This window comes from Kocuria sp. UBA1838 (genome assembly GCF_002338785.1).
GTDB classification, from domain to species: domain Bacteria; phylum Actinomycetota; class Actinomycetes; order Actinomycetales; family Micrococcaceae; genus Kocuria; species Kocuria marina.
This window is the reverse complement of record NZ_DDIY01000005.1, coordinates 95,433-109,419: the sequence shown is the minus strand read 5'-3', so window position 1 is coordinate 109,419 and position 13,987 is coordinate 95,433. Positions and strand designations below refer to the sequence as shown.

The window sequence follows — 13,987 nt, the reverse complement described above, 5'->3', positions numbered from 1 at the left end:
GGGCCTCCCGGTGCTTCCGCGGTGGCCGCAGATGAGGGGTCTGGGAATCGTCCGCCGCGGCGCGCGGTGCGCGGGGGCGGCGTCGGGGTGATCCTACCGTGCGACGTCGTACGCCAACCGGATGCCCGGGGCGAGGCGGCGTCGCGGGGGTGCCCGCACGACGCGATAGATTGGAGGGCGTGACGACTGCAAACCGGAGAATAGTGTGGATCGACTGCGAGATGACGGGGCTGTCCCTGTCCGATGACGCGTTGATCGAGGTGGCCGCGCTCGTGACCGACGACGAGCTCAACGTGCTGGGCAGTGGCGTGGACGTGGTCATCAAACCCCCGCAGGCCGCGCTGGATCAGATGTCTTCTTTCGTGCGGAACATGCACGAGACATCCGGGCTGCTGCCGGAGCTCGAGAACGGCATGGACATGGCGCAGGCGCAGGACGCGGTGCTGGACTACATCCGCAAATGGGTCCCCGAACCGGGCAAGGCGCCGCTGGGTGGTAACTCCGTGGGGACGGACAAGACGTTCCTCACGCGGGACATGCCGCAACTCGTGGATCACCTGCACTACCGGGTCATCGACGTCTCCACGATCAAGGAGCTCGCGCGGCGCTGGTACCCGCGCGCGTACTTCCAGGCGCCCGAGAAGACGGGCAATCACCGTGCGCTCGGCGACATCGAGGACTCGATCGACGAGCTGCGATACTACCGCCACATCCTCTTCCCCGGCGATCCCGGCCCCACCTCCGACGACGCCCGCAAGATCGCCGCGCTCATCAAGGCCTCCCCGACCCGCTCGGGTTCCTGACCGGGACCTGACGCGTTCAGGCGCTCGATGCGGGAATCCGCCCGGGCGTGCGCTATAGTGGTCGTCGTTGCCCGGAGGGATCGAACGGTTCTTCCACGGGTTCAATGGTGGGCGTAGCTCAGTCGGCAGAGCGCCTGGTTGTGGTCCAGGAGGTCGCGGGTTCAACCCCCGTCGCTCACCCCATGCACGAGGTGCGAACATCGATCGGTGTACCGGTCGGGGTTCGCACCTCGTTCTCGTTGGCGGGTCAGTCCTGCATGACCTCGACCGCCCGCTTCCCAGCGGCCCGTCCGGCCTGACCACTCCCACCGCTGCGGCCATCCCCGCCACCCCGACCGCCCGCGCCCGCCGTCCAAATGCACGGTGGAGGAAAAGCAGCTTGGCGCGCGAATATCTGTTCTAACTCAGTAAAAGCACAGCCGGGGGTGCTCCTATGTTCTGAGTCAAACCGCGAGGGTGGTTGGTTCGGGGCTGGGGGTAGGTGCCATTGCGGAGCATCGCGTAGATGACGTTGCAGCGGCGGCGGGCGAGGCAGATGACGGCGGCGTGGTGTCGGTTTCTCTCGGCGCGCTTCCGGTCGTAGTAGGCCTTGGAGATCGGATCTGAGTCCGAGGCGACCCACGCGGAGTAGGACAGCGCGTTCTTCAGGCGTTTGTTGCCGGATCAGGCGGGGAACTCGCTCCTGATCGAGGTCCCTGATCTTCGCGTGACCGGCGCGACGCCGGCGTAGGCTGCGAGATGGCCTGCGGTCTCGAATGCGGAGCCATCGCCGATGGCCAGGAGGATCTGGGCGGGGTCTTGATGCCGATCCCCGGCATGCTCATCAAGACCCCGGCGAGAGAGAAGTCCTCCAGCATAGCCTCGACCTCCCGGGCTACGGTCGCGCGTTGTTCCTTCAGCTCCTTGACCTGCCCGGCCACCCTCGGGATCACCAACTCCACGGCCGCGGTCGCTGGAACGACCACGGTCTGCTCGCTGAACGCCGTGAAGATCCGATCGACCAGCACCTCCGGGTCAGCGGGATGGATCTGTGTGGGCAGAGACCGGATCCGGTTCAGTGCCCGGGTGGTCTCGTGGGCGAGGTCCGCGGCCTTTCGCATCGCCAACCCGGGTAGGTAGGCCACCGCGCAGCCGACGTTGCGAGCGACTGCGATGGGCAGGGCTCCGATGGTGATGGGCTCCATCAGCACGTCGCCGTGCTCCCGCAGGTATGTGAAGAGGTCGCGCAGCTGGCCTCGTCCTGCGGGAGGGGCTTGTCGAAGATCCTGTTCCCCGTCGGGGTCCAGCGCGCAGGCATGATGCCCGGTCTTCCCCACGTCCAGGCCGATTACGGCCGCGAATCTGGCGTTCATGATGTCGTCCTCGTTGAACGCATCACTGCTGGTCGCAGTCTTGAGACCCGATGCCGGCACCCACGTTACGAAGAGACCTCAGAGAAGCTGCCGTGTCCCTATGAGAGGTCAACGCGTGTCTCTCGACCGGGCGGCAACACCCCCCCCGGACCATGGATGGCTGGGCAGACAAGCCATACCCGGTCGAGCACCAAACGCCCGGCGATCGGGGGTACTCACAACGTAACTGGCGGGCACCACGAAGCCCCTCCTACCTCCGAGCGCGCCGCGAGGTGGGAGGGGCTTCCTCGATCTTGCTTAGAACCGGAACGGAATGGGGATGGGCCCGCAGCAGCAGACTCCACTCACGTCGCCGCGGCCCGCGGGACCGAGCATGAGTGCCGCCCGGTAGCAGGCCGCGAAACGGAGCATCGTGGGGATGATCCCTCGGATCACGCCGTACTGCGCAATGATGCCGCGCACCGCCGCGGAGCAGGACTGCCCGCCCCGTGCCACGAGATGCGCGCACGTGAATCCTTTACGCGGTGAGAGGTGGCGCTGGTATCCGCGGATGAGACGATCGACCCCACGGCGGGGTGCAGTGGCTACTCGAAGCAGTACGTCAGTCAAGGGCGACCGGCTCCTCTTCCCATGAGCATGATCGTGGTGTGCACAGGGTCATGGCTTGAGGACCACCTTGATGCAGCCGTCCTTCTTCTCCTGGAAGATCTTGTACATCTCCGGTGCGTCCTCCAAGGACACGTGGTGGGTGGCCAGTGACTCGAGGCCGAGGACGTCGTCCGGGCGGCTCGCGATCTCCAGCAGCTCATCGGTCCAGTGGCGCACGTGGCACTGGCCCATGCGCATGCTGATGCCCTTGTCGAACATCTCCATCATGGGCATGGGATCCGCCATTCCGCCGTACACGCCCGACACCGAGACCGTGCCCGCGCGGCGCACGCTGTGGATCGCGGTGTGCAACGCGTCCAACCGGTCGATACCGGCCGTCTCGATGGCCTTGCGCCCGAGCGGCTTGGGCAGTCGCGCCGCACCGGCGACGATCTTCTCCGCAATGGGGTTGCCGTGCGCTTCCATGCCCACGGCATCCAGGACGCCGTCGGGGCCGCGCCCATCCGTCATGTCGACGAGCGTGTCGGAGACCTCGTCCACCTCACGCATGTCCACGGTCTCGATCCCCCAGCTCTTGGCCAGGGCGAGGCGCTCGTCCACACGGTCCACGGCGATGATCCGCTTGACGCCCTGCAGCTTGGCCGAACGCACCGCGAGCTGGCCCACGGGTCCGAGGCCCAGCACCGCGAGGGTGTCCTCCTCCCCCACGTTCGCGTACTTCACGCCCTGCCACGCGGTGGGCAGGATGTCGCTGAGGTAGAGGAAACGCTCGTCGTCGAAGTCCTTGGGCAGTTTCACGGGGCCGAAGTCCGCGTGCGGGACGCGCACCATTTCCGCCTGGCCCCCGGGGACCGACCCGTAGAGGGAGGAGAAACCGAACAGCGCGGCGCCCGTTCCCATCTCGCGGACCTGGGTGGTCTCGCACGCGGCGTACAGCCCGCGGTCGCACATCCAGCAGTGACCGCACGCGATCACGAACGGGACGACCACGCGGTCACCGGGTGCGAGGTTGCTGACCTCCGGTCCCACTTCTTCCACGATGCCCATGAACTCGTGACCCATCACGTAGTCCTTCTGCAGGTACGGGCCCAGCACGCCGTAGAGGTGCAGGTCCGAACCGCAGATCGCGGTGGACGTGACCCGCACGATGGCGTCGGTGGGATCCTGCAGAACGGGATCGGGGACGTTTTCGACCCGGACGTCGCCAAGTCCTTGCCATGTGAGTGCTCGCATTCACCCAGTAAAGCATGATCACCCCGCCCGGGCACCACCCCTGCAGGGGGGGTCGAACCTGGGCGGCGCACCGCGTAGCGTGTCCCGTATGACCGCATCGCATCAGGTTGCCCTCGTGGCCGGAGCCTCCCGTGGACTGGGGCTGCTCGTGGCCAAGGAACTTCTCTCGCGTGATTTCGATGTCGCCGTGTGCGCTCGCGACGCCGCCGAGCTGGCCCGCGCGCGCGAGATGCTGTCCCCGTTCGGCACGGTGCACGACTACGTGTGCGACGTCGCCGAGGCGGACCAGGTCGAGGCCTTGGTGCGGGACGTGGAGCGCGATCTGGGACCGGTGGACGTGCTCATCACGGTCGCCGGGATCATCCAGGTGGGCTCGGTGGAGGGTGTCACGGTGGAGCAGTTTCGGGACGCCGTGACCACCATGACCATGGGTCCCGTGCACACCGCGCTCGCGGTGTTGCCCGGGATGCGCGAGCGTGGCCGCGGCCGGATCGGCACGATCGCGTCCGTGGGCGGACTGGTCTCCGTGCCGCACCTGTTGCCGTACTGCACGGCCAAGTTCGGCGCGGTGGGGTTCAGCGAGGGTCTCGCGGCGTCCCTGTCGGGAACCGGCGTCACCGCCACGAGCATCGACCCCGGCCTCATGCGCACGGGATCGCACGAGCGCGCCTACTTCACGGGCGAGTCGCAGAACGAGTACGCGTGGTTCGCGCCGTCCGCGTCCCTGCCGGTGTTGTCCATGAACGCCGACCGCGCGGCCCGCTTGATCGTGGACGGCGTTCTCGCGGGACGCCCGATCGTGCTGCTGGGGTGGTTGCCCAAGGTCGCCCAGCGAGTCCGGGGTATCGCCCCCGGGCTCACGATTCGCGCGTTGGGCGTGGTGAACCGGGTGCTCCCGTCCGCGTCCCCCCAGCAGACGGATCTCGTGGTGGGGGCCACCGCCAAGCAGCGCTTGGGATCCCGCGTGGTCAACGCCCTGAGCACGCTCGGCAGCAAGGCCGCACAGCGCAACAACGAGCGCTGAACGAACCGCGGTCGTCCGGCTCGCCGGTGCGCCCCGTGCCGGACGACGGCGCGCGCGGCGGCGGCATGCAGCGGCAGCGCCCGGCGGCGTGGTTCGCGACGGCTGTGCAGCATGGCGTGACGCGCCCTCGCCAGCCGGGTCAGCGCCGTCGCACCCTAATCCCTCGGTACACGATGCCCAGCGCCAGCACGAGGACGCCGCCCGCCACGGACGCGATCGGGAGCGTGACCACGAGGACCACGCACAGCACCGTGCCCAGGACGGACACCGCGCGCGGGTAGCGGCGATGCGGTCCGGTCTGCGTGAGCGCACTGAGGTTGGCCACGAGGTAGTACAGCAGCACCCCGAACGACGAGAAGCCCACCACCCCGCGCACGTCCATGGTGAACACCGCGATCACGACCACCGCTGCCACCACGATTTCGATGCGGCGCGGGACGCCGTGGCGCTCGTCGAGCACGGCGAGGGGCGCGGGCAGATCCGCCGTGCGGGCCATGGCCAGGCCGGTCCGACCGATCCCCGCCGTGAGCCCCAGCAGCGCCCCGAGCGTGGCGGCAGCGGCCGCAATCGTGACCACAACCGTGGTCCACGGCCAGTCGGCGGCCGCGGCGAGGTCCGCGAGCGGCGTCGTCGTACGGGACAGGGCCTCGGGACCGAGGACGTGCAGCGAGAGCACCGCAAGTACGCCGTAGATCACGAGGACCGCGCTCAGGGAGATGACGATGGCCCGGGGGATGATCCGGGCGGGATCGCGCACTTCCTCCCCCATGGTGGCGATGCGTGCGTACCCGGCGAAAGCGAAGAACAGGAGTCCCCCGGCCTGCAGGACGCCGTACGCCCCGCCCGGCGGTGCCGCACCGAAGGTTGATGCGGCGGGGCCGGACCCGGCGAAGAGCCCGGCCACGATGACCACGGCCAGGCCCGCGAGCACGATACCCACGAGCACCTTGGTGGCCGAAGCAGTGCGCGTCACGCCGAAGCAGTTGACCGCGACCACACCGAGCACCGCGAGAGCAGCGACGGGCCGTTGGCAGGGCTCGGGGACCACGTAGGCGGCGAACGTCATGGCCATGGCCGCGCAGCTCGCGGTCTTACCGGTGAGGAAACACCACCCGGCGAGGAACCCCGGCCAGGGGCCGAGGCGCTCGCGACCGTAGACGTAACTACCGCCGGCCACGGGGTACTGGGCGGCCAGCTGGGCCGAGGACAGTGCGTTGCACAGTGCGACGACCGCGGCCAGCACGAGGGCCAGCGGCAACCAGGCGCCCGCGGAGGCCGCAGCGGGGGCGAACACCACGAAAATGCCGGCGCCGATCATGGAACCGAGCCCGATGGTCACGGCGTCCGTCAGGCCAAGTCTGCGGTGCATGGCGGAAGGATTCGTCACGAGGCTCCCGGGTTTCACATCACGTGCCCGTGACACACCAATGGGCGGGCCGCGTATCGCGTCCCGCCCACGGTGGTGTCATGTGCACTTGTCTGTCGTGGCTCTCGAAGGTGGCCTAGAAGACGGGCTTGCCGCCGGTCACACCGATCACCGTGCCGGAGACGTAGGACGCCTCCGCCGGGCTGGCCAGGAACACGAACGCCCCGGCCATCTCGGAGGGCTGTCCCGCGCGGCCGAGCGGGGTGTCCGACCCGAACTGAGGCATGCTCTCGCCGGCCTTGGTCGCGGGCTGCAGCGGGGTCCAGATGGGTCCGGGGGCCACGGCGTTGACGCGGATCCCCTTCTCCCCCAGCTCGCTGGCCAGGTTGACCGTGAAGTTGTTGATCGCGGCCTTGGTGGAGGCGTAGTCGATCAAGTTCTCGGACGGGTCGTAGGCCTGGATGGAGCTCACGTTGATGATCGAGGAACCACTCTTCAGGTACTGCAGCGCCTGCTGGGAGACCCAGAACAGGGCGTACAGGTTGGTCTTGAAGACGCGGTCCATCTCCTCGGTCTTCAGACCCTGCAGACCGCCGTCACGGCGGGCCCACTGGAAGCCCGCGTTATTGACGAGGATGTCCAGGCCGCCGAGCTGCTGGGCGGCGTCGTCCACGACCTGACGGGCGGTGGCTTCCTCGCGCAGGTCCGCGGGCAGCAGGACGGCCTTGCGACCGGCCTTCTCGATCCACTGCTTGGTGTCCTGCGCGTCCGATTCCTCGTCCGAGAGGTAGTTGATGGCCACGTCCGCGCCCTCACGGGCGAATGCGATGGCCACCGCGCGGCCGATGCCGGAGTCGCCACCGGTCACGAGGGCCTTGAGACCCTCGAGGCGACCGCGGCCCACCCAGTTCTCCTCACCGTGGTCCGGGAAGGGCTGCATGTCCGTGGACAGGCCGGGCGGGGTCTGTTCCTGCTCGGGGAAACCGCCCTCTTCACCGGCGAGTTCCCGTGCTTTCCTGGCTGCTGCGTACTTGTCTTCGGTCATGTGTCCATTGTGCCCCGCCGTACCCCGGGCTGTCGCCCACCCGGGAGGATGAAACCGCTGGTCGGTCCCGGATGACGCTGCGGGTCAGACCGCGGTTGTGCGCTGCTGCTGACCCGTGGGATCCATCCCGTGCTGGACGCCCCACAACACGGCCTGACTGCGTCGCTGCACGCCCATCTTGCGGTAGGCGGAACGGATGTAGGACTTCACCGAGTTGATGCTGAGGTAGCAGTGCCGGGCGATTTCGTCATTGGTGAACCCCTGCGTGATCAGCGCGATCACCTCCGCCTCACGCGCGGAGAGCCCCTCGGGCCGGCCGGGCCAGTCCGGCAAGGTGATGTCCTCCCGCACTGGTTCGGGGGCCACCACGCGCTCCCCCTCGTGCACGCGCACGAGGGCGTCCGCGAGTTCGTCCCCGGTGAGCTCCTTGGAGAGATAACCGTGTATGCCCAGATCGAGTGCTTCGTCAACGTGCTCGGCGCGCACGTGCCACGTGTACATCACGACCTTGAGGCAGTGGGGGTCATCCAGTAAGCGCATCACGTCATGGGTGCCACGGTCCTTCGCAGCGAACGCGTCATAGAGCACCACGTCCGCGTCCGTGTGCGGCAGACATCCGGAATCGAGTTCCACGACCCGCAGGCGCGGATGACCCTGCAGCATACTCGCCACACCCTGGAGGACCACGGGATAGTCGTTGATCAGGGCCAGGGTGATGACAGGGCGTTCGGAACTCACACCCCGAGCATAATCGTATGCTCACGCATCATCGGTCGAACCCTGTTCGAAGACCTGCCAGTCCTCCCCCGCGCGTGTCAAGACCCCCAAGTTGCCGAGTTCCCGCAGCCACCCCTCCATGGGGTCGAACCCCCACGTACGGCGGAAGAGGTTGGCGTTGCGGGCGATCGCTGCGGCGTGCTGGACGGGCGGTGACTGGGTCGGGTGGTACTGGTGGTACGCGGCGGCTCCGCCGAGCCACCACAGGCTCCCCCCGCTCGCGGCCAGGCGTTGACCGAAATCCGTGTCCTCGCCCCCGTAGCCCACGTAGCGCTCGTCGAATCCGGCCGCCGCGTGCCACGTCCGTACCGTGGTCGCCATCGTCAGCGACCACAGCATCCGGGGGTCGCCCTCGACCAGTTCCCCGGGCTCCGGCAGCACGCGGGCGGCATGATCCCGTCCCGCGCGGGCGACGCCCTCGGGCGTGTAATCGGCCTCGGTCATTCCCTCCGAGAGGTACTGCACGCGCCCGCTCACCACGGCGCGCTGGTCTGCGAGCCGCTCGAGGGCGCGCGTGTAATCGGCCATCAGGTCACGGTGGGGAAGGCAGTCCACGTCCAGTAGCACCACGGTGTCCGCGCCCAGCTGCTCCGCGCGTGCCACGCCGGCATTGCGCGCGGCGGCCAATGGCAGTTCGACGGCCGGCGGCAGTTCCACGAGGTCGGTGGGCAGTTCCGGCCGTTGCTCGAGCACTCCGCGGATCCCGGGATCGCCCATGCTCACGACCACATGGGTGATCGGTGGTTCGTTCTGCGCGGCCACCCAGTCCCGTTGCCGCCGCAGGTGGGTGTGCCGTCCGCTCACGATCGTGATCAGGGCAGCGGCCGTCACGACGTGACCCCGTGCAGCAGGTCCTCGAGCGCGCGCGCCGCACGGTATGCGCCGTCGCCATGGCGCCACGCGTCCCAGCGGGAGCCGCCGAGTTGCCGGGCACGTGCGAGCAACCGGGGCCACGCGGCGGCGTCGGGCCAGTGCTGCAGGCCCACGCAGATTCCCCCGCGCTCGAGCGCGGCGGCCGTGGCGGCTTGCTCGTCGTGCGGTCGCGGCTGGGCGACGACGACGGCGCGCGAGTGCGCCGCGGACAGCTCCGCCACGGCGTTGTTGCCCCCGTGGGAGACGACGACGTCCGCCTCGTGCAGTTCGCGCCACAGGTCCGGGGAGGGGTTCTCCGGCGAGCGCACGGTCCACGACCACCCGGGGGTCGCCGCGCGAGCCGCCTCGATCTCGGTGTCCCCCACGTCGGTCCCGCCGCGGCCCCAGACCACCAGGACGCGTTGGCCGCCGACGTCGCTCGCGCCGCTCCCGCTCGCACCTCGCGTCGCGGTGCGCTCACCGGGAGCTGGCTCGCCGGAAGAGTACGCGCCGGGAACGTGCTCGGCGGAGGATCCCGGCACCCGCACGGGGACGTCGAAGCGGGAGATGGCCCCCGTGAACGTGGTCTTACGGGTCCATTCCTCGGGCCAATAGGTCTCCGCGGTCTCCCGGGACCACGGCGCGATCAGAGCGGTCGCGGCGTCGTACGCCGCACGGTGGGTGCGGTCGGTGCGATCCCCCCGCATGGCCATGACCACGGTGGGCACACCCATCAGACGCGCGAGCAGGGTGACCTCCGCGGAGGTGTCCGTGACCATGAGTTCCACATCCGAGCGCAGGCGCTGCGCCATGAGACCCATGCGTTCCCGGTACCCGGGATGCTCGAGAGGCGCCCAGTGCAGCACGTCGTTGGCGGTGGGGTCCACGGGGTCCTGGGCGACATCCGGGGGCAGCTGGACCCACTCGCCGGGCCACGCCTCCGGGCGCTCCAGGGAACTGAACCCCGTCACGGGCACCGTGAGTTCCCGGGCGATCTGGGTGGCCCGGTTGCGGTGGCCCAGGCCCTGGTGGTGGATGTAGTACCCAATCACGCGCTCACCAGTTCCCGGTAGAGCGCGGCGTAGGCGTCCACGGTGACGTTGAGGGAACAGTGCTCGAGCGCGTAGTGGCGCACCCTGGTGCGGTCCAGGGCCACCACGCGGGGCAGCTCCGCGACCGCGGACGCCACCGTCTCCACCTCGCTCGCCCCGGGCTGGGACGTGTGCCCACCGGGATCGCGCACGATCTCGCTCAGGCCGCCGCGGGCCACCGCGAGCACGGGCGTGCCACACGCCATGGCCTCCGCGGCCACGAGGCCGTAGGGCTCCTCCCATGCGGGCGTCACGAGGCTCGCGGCGCTATTGCCCACCAGGGTGCGCAGCTGCTGCGTGTCCAGGTGACCCACGTAGGTGATGTCCCCGTTGAGCAACGGCTTCAGCCGCGCCTCGAAGTAGTGCCGATCCGCGATGGGCCCGGCGATCCGCAGTTTCCACCCGGCCTTGCTCGCGATCAGCGCCGCGATGTGCGGGGCCTTCTCCGGGACCACGCGCCCGGACCACACGAGGGCATCCCCGCCGGGTCCCGGTCGCCACTCGTGCGGGTCCACGCCGTTGCGGATCACGCGGGCGGGCGTGACCTTGCTCCACATCTGGGCCACCGAATCGCTCACGGCCACCGTGGGTGCCGTGGGCGTGAGACGCAGCGCGGGTTCGAGCCACGGGGTGGCCGGGGTGTGAAGGGTGGTCAACAGGGGTTGCGGGATGGCCGGGGACATCACGATGGGCAGGAAGTGCAGCGAATTGTTGTGCACCACGTCGATGTCCGGGCGGCGCGCGAAGGCCCGCATGACCTGCAGGTACGAGAAGGTCTCCCGCACCTGCGCCTCCGGTGGCATGGCGACGTCGTTGCGCGCCTCCTCGCTGAGCACGAGCGGTTCCACGTCCAGTTCCTCGATCCCGAGCTCGGGGTCGGAACCCGGCGCAGCGAAGACCACCACCTCCATCCCGCGGCACTTGAGCCCGCGGGCCAGGTGCCATGTGAAGGACTCGAGACCCCCGGAGAACGGCGGGGCGATCGGGAACCGGTCATGCGCGAGCAGTGCCACCTTCATGCGGCGTCCCCTTTCCCGGCCTCCCGGACCACGACGGCGCGGCGGTAGACCTCGGCGTGGGCTGCGGCGATGCGACGTCGTTGTTGGGTGCGTTCCAAGGCGCTCGCCTGCCAGGGCGCGTTCCCGCGCAGACCCGCGAGCGCTTCCCGGATCTGATCGGCGTCCGGCTGACCGTCCCGGTCCCAGTCGAAGCGCAGCACACCCGGATGCTGCTCGTGGTAGAACCCCACGGACGGCGCCAGGACATGGGTGCCCAGGTCGTAGCACAGTTCGAGCCACCCGGAATGGGTGCCGAAGCGGTACGCGAGCACCGAGAGATCGAGCCCGCGCAGGTACTCCCACAACTGCTCGTCGGTGTAGAACTCGTGGACGTTGACCTGAACGTTGAGTGTCCGACGCGCGGTCTCCAGTAGGTGACTCACCACGGGGTCGTGGTGCGGGGTGCCCCGGGTGACCACGTCTGTGTGGACGTCGAGCTGCAACCGGATCTCCCCGCGGGACGCGCATTCGAGCAGCACGCGGGCCACCGGCAGGGGGTTCATGTTCGCCCGCATGCTCTTGAGGTTGAGTCCCACCACGGGTACGGATCCCACGGGCGCGTGATCGCGCCACCGGTCTAGCGGGAGCAGGTGCGGGTGCGGGATGACCGTGGCCCGGCGGCCCCAGCACCGCTCGATCACGCGTGCGGCGCCGTCGGTCAGGGTAATCAGTTCGTCGGCGGCCGGGATCAGCACGTCCAGGGCGGCGTCCTGGGCAGCGGGGTCCGTCTGGTGGGGGTTGCGCAAATCGTGCACCGTGTAGACGAACGGTTTGCCCAGCTCGTGCAGGGTGTCCACGATCCGTCGCAGCTCCGCGGGTGAGGTCTGGTCGAACCCGAAGTGCAGGTGGTAGATGTCGAACTCGTGTGCGTGCCGCCGGATCCAGGCCTCGCTCAGCATCACGAGGGGCCACCACGGAGCTCCGGGGACCGGGTGTGCGGGCGCGGGGTCCGGCAACCGGTGGACGGGCTGCACGGCGCCGGGGTCACTGAGGTGCTCGACGTACACGTGACCGTGGGGTAGGGACGCGACCCTCACTCGATGTGACCTCCTGCGCAGAACTGACGTGAACGGATGGGACGCCCGCTGGCTGTGCGGACCGGGAACGGCGCGGGATCCGGCGCCTGAGCCGGTTGTGTGCACGGCCCCCGGCGACGATACACACATTACTGATGGTCAGGGACACGATATATTGTCCTCCGTCCGCCCGCCCTCCGCGCGGCCGCGCGGCGTGGGTCCAGGGACCACGCCCACATATGACGTCCACCCGTGAATCCCGAGGTGCTCTCCGCATGACCGTCCGTCCCATTGTGATCTCCGGTAACCCCGTGCTGCATCGCCCCGCGGCCCGGGTGACCACCTTCGACGACGCCCTGCGCGAGCTCGTGGCGGACATGCATGAGACCATGGACGCGTCCCACGGCGTGGGTCTGGCGGCGCCGCAGATCGGGGTGGGGCTGCGGATCTTCACCTACATCTTCGAGAACGAGGACGGTGTGCCCCCGCGCGGCACGCTCGTGAACCCCGTCCTGAGCACCGGGCGGATCTCCGAGACCGCCCCGGACCCGGACGACGAGGCCGAGGGATGCCTCTCGGTGCCCGGCCAGTCCTGGCCCCTCAAGCGGGCGGACTGGGTGCGGATCGCCGGGCAGGACGAGAACGGGGACCTCGTAGCGTTCGAGGCCAACGGCTGGTTCGCCCGGGTCATGCAGCACGAGTACGACCACCTGGACGGGAAGCTGTACGTGGACCGGCTCAACCGCAAGTGGTCCAAGAAGGCCCGCAAGGCCATCTCCGCGGAACAGTGGGGCACGGATTCGACGTGGCTGCCCGGTGTGGACGAGGACCCGTTCGGGCACTGACCCGCTGAGGGGATCCCGCATCACGGACGCGCCGTGGCGGCAGGCCCCGTCTCAGCGCCCTCGTCAGGCGAGCCGGTTGCTGCCCGTGGCTTAGCGCGGCTTGGTTACTGCGGATCCAACACGATCGTGAGCGTGCCCGCCTTGCGGGTCGTGGGTTCGGTCAGTTCCACCGTGAACCTCTCGGCCAGCGCCGCGCTCACCTGCCCCACGGTGTCCAGCGGACGCCCCGCTCCCCCGATCTCGCACAGCGCACGGGCCACGAGTCCCCGCGTGTGTTTGGCGTGATGTGACACCACGGACCGGCTCCCGTCCGGCTTGAGCTGCTCGACCCGTACCGTAACGGTCCGCGCGGCGGGAGGTTTCCACGCCGCGGCGTAGGCCGCCGAGCGACAGTCCACGATCACGCCGTCGGCGGCGAGCGCGTTCAGCACCGGGGTCAATCGCGGTTTCCACCACGCACCGAGCTTGCCGGTGTCCGGCAGCGCGGTCCCCATACTCAGGCGGTAGGCGGGAATGCGGTCGGTGGGTCGCACCGCGCCCCACAGTGCGGAGATCACGAGCAGCGACGCATCGGCGACCTCGCGGGCCTCGGGGGCGAGGGAGCTGACATCCAGCGCGTCGTAGAGCACCCCCGCATAGACGTCGGGGGCGAGCGCGGCAGGTGCGGTCGCGAGTTCACGGTTGCGGGCGACGTCGTCCGCGAGCGACGGCCCCACACCCAGGATCTCTAGGGCGTCCGGGCGTTCGCTGACCTCGGCGAGGTGCTCTGCCAACACTGCGCGATCACGTGAGAGCTCGGGGAAGCTGAGTTCGGCGGGCATGACGGGATTCCCGGTCGCGGGCGCGGTCTTGGACTCGGAGGGAGGCAGCAGAATCAGCACCCCACGAGTGTAGAGGGACAGGTGGGCCTGTGAGC

13 protein-coding genes, 1 tRNA gene and 1 pseudogene are annotated in these 13,987 nt (G+C 69.2%); 4 read left to right on the top strand and 11 right to left on the bottom strand.

Annotation, left to right across the window (positions count from 1 at the left end):
* Nucleotides 1–179: 179 nt before the first annotated feature.
* Complete coding sequence (gene orn, locus B3I25_RS02315; protein ID WP_098054541.1) at nt 180–803, top strand: oligoribonuclease; 624 nt, start codon at nt 180–182, stop codon at nt 801–803.
* Nucleotides 804–910: 107 nt separating this feature from the next.
* A tRNA-His gene (locus B3I25_RS02310) sits at nt 911–986 on the top strand.
* A gap of 216 nt (nt 987–1,202) precedes the next feature.
* On the opposite strand, the pseudogene B3I25_RS02305 reads toward B3I25_RS02310, so the two are convergent.
* The 3 genes and pseudogenes from B3I25_RS02305 to B3I25_RS02295 all read right to left on the bottom strand — a co-directional run bounded on the left by B3I25_RS02305 (nt 1,203) and on the right by B3I25_RS02295 (nt 3,997).
* Nucleotides 1,203–2,155 (bottom strand): annotated as a pseudogene (locus B3I25_RS02305) (transposase).
* 297 nt (nt 2,156–2,452) lie between these two features.
* Nucleotides 2,453–2,764, bottom strand: coding sequence for a membrane protein insertion efficiency factor YidD (gene yidD / locus B3I25_RS02300; protein ID WP_231885405.1), 312 nt, complete (start codon nt 2,762–2,764; stop codon nt 2,453–2,455).
* 48 nt (nt 2,765–2,812) lie between these two features.
* Nucleotides 2,813–3,997: a zinc-dependent alcohol dehydrogenase gene (locus tag B3I25_RS02295; RefSeq protein ID WP_098054543.1), complete on the bottom strand. Its 1,185-nt coding sequence runs from the start codon at nt 3,995–3,997 to the stop codon at nt 2,813–2,815.
* Nucleotides 3,998–4,085: 88 nt separating this feature from the next.
* On the opposite strand from B3I25_RS02295, the gene B3I25_RS02290 reads away from it, so the two are divergent.
* Complete coding sequence (locus B3I25_RS02290) at nt 4,086–5,021, top strand: SDR family NAD(P)-dependent oxidoreductase (RefSeq protein ID WP_064845157.1); 936 nt, start codon at nt 4,086–4,088, stop codon at nt 5,019–5,021.
* Nucleotides 5,022–5,160: 139 nt separating this feature from the next.
* On the opposite strand, the gene B3I25_RS02285 is transcribed toward B3I25_RS02290, so the two are convergent.
* The 7 genes from B3I25_RS02285 to B3I25_RS02255 all read right to left on the bottom strand — a co-directional run bounded on the left by B3I25_RS02285 (nt 5,161) and on the right by B3I25_RS02255 (nt 12,376).
* Nucleotides 5,161–6,408, bottom strand: coding sequence for an APC family permease (locus tag B3I25_RS02285; protein WP_286737683.1), 1,248 nt, complete (start codon nt 6,406–6,408; stop codon nt 5,161–5,163).
* A 115-nt stretch (nt 6,409–6,523) separates the two neighbouring features.
* Nucleotides 6,524–7,432 (bottom strand): SDR family oxidoreductase, encoded by a 909-nt coding sequence (locus tag B3I25_RS02280; RefSeq protein WP_286737682.1) that lies wholly within the window; start codon nt 7,430–7,432, stop codon nt 6,524–6,526.
* An 84-nt stretch (nt 7,433–7,516) separates the two neighbouring features.
* Nucleotides 7,517–8,170 (bottom strand): response regulator transcription factor, encoded by a 654-nt coding sequence (locus B3I25_RS02275; protein ID WP_098054547.1) that lies wholly within the window; start codon nt 8,168–8,170, stop codon nt 7,517–7,519.
* Between the two features lie 21 nt (nt 8,171–8,191).
* Nucleotides 8,192–9,040 carry a glycosyltransferase family 2 protein gene (locus B3I25_RS02270; protein ID WP_098054549.1) on the bottom strand — a complete coding sequence of 283 codons (849 nt, stop codon included), beginning with the start codon at nt 9,038–9,040 and terminating at the stop codon, nt 8,192–8,194.
* Nucleotides 9,037–10,113, bottom strand: a complete 1,077-nt coding sequence (locus B3I25_RS02265; protein ID WP_286737680.1) for a glycosyltransferase — start codon at nt 10,111–10,113, stop codon at nt 9,037–9,039. The genes B3I25_RS02270 and B3I25_RS02265 overlap by 4 nt, the downstream gene beginning before the upstream one ends.
* Nucleotides 10,110–11,171 carry a glycosyltransferase gene (locus tag B3I25_RS02260; protein WP_286737679.1) on the bottom strand — a complete coding sequence of 354 codons (1,062 nt, stop codon included), beginning with the start codon at nt 11,169–11,171 and terminating at the stop codon, nt 10,110–10,112. Before B3I25_RS02260 ends, B3I25_RS02265 begins: the two co-directional genes overlap by 4 nt.
* Complete coding sequence (locus tag B3I25_RS02255) at nt 11,168–12,376, bottom strand: glycosyltransferase (RefSeq protein WP_206478367.1); 1,209 nt, start codon at nt 12,374–12,376, stop codon at nt 11,168–11,170. The genes B3I25_RS02260 and B3I25_RS02255 overlap by 4 nt, the downstream gene beginning before the upstream one ends.
* A gap of 125 nt (nt 12,377–12,501) precedes the next feature.
* Between B3I25_RS02255 and def the strand changes: the two genes are divergently transcribed.
* The gene (def, locus tag B3I25_RS02250) at nt 12,502–13,071 is read left to right on the top strand and encodes a peptide deformylase (RefSeq protein WP_035961308.1); all 570 of its coding nucleotides are present in this window, start codon (nt 12,502–12,504) and stop codon (nt 13,069–13,071) included.
* 104 nt (nt 13,072–13,175) lie between these two features.
* Here the strand turns inward: def and B3I25_RS02245 are convergent.
* The coding region (locus B3I25_RS02245) for a peroxide stress protein YaaA (RefSeq protein WP_349676517.1) at nt 13,176–13,987 on the bottom strand (812 nt) is incomplete at its 5' end.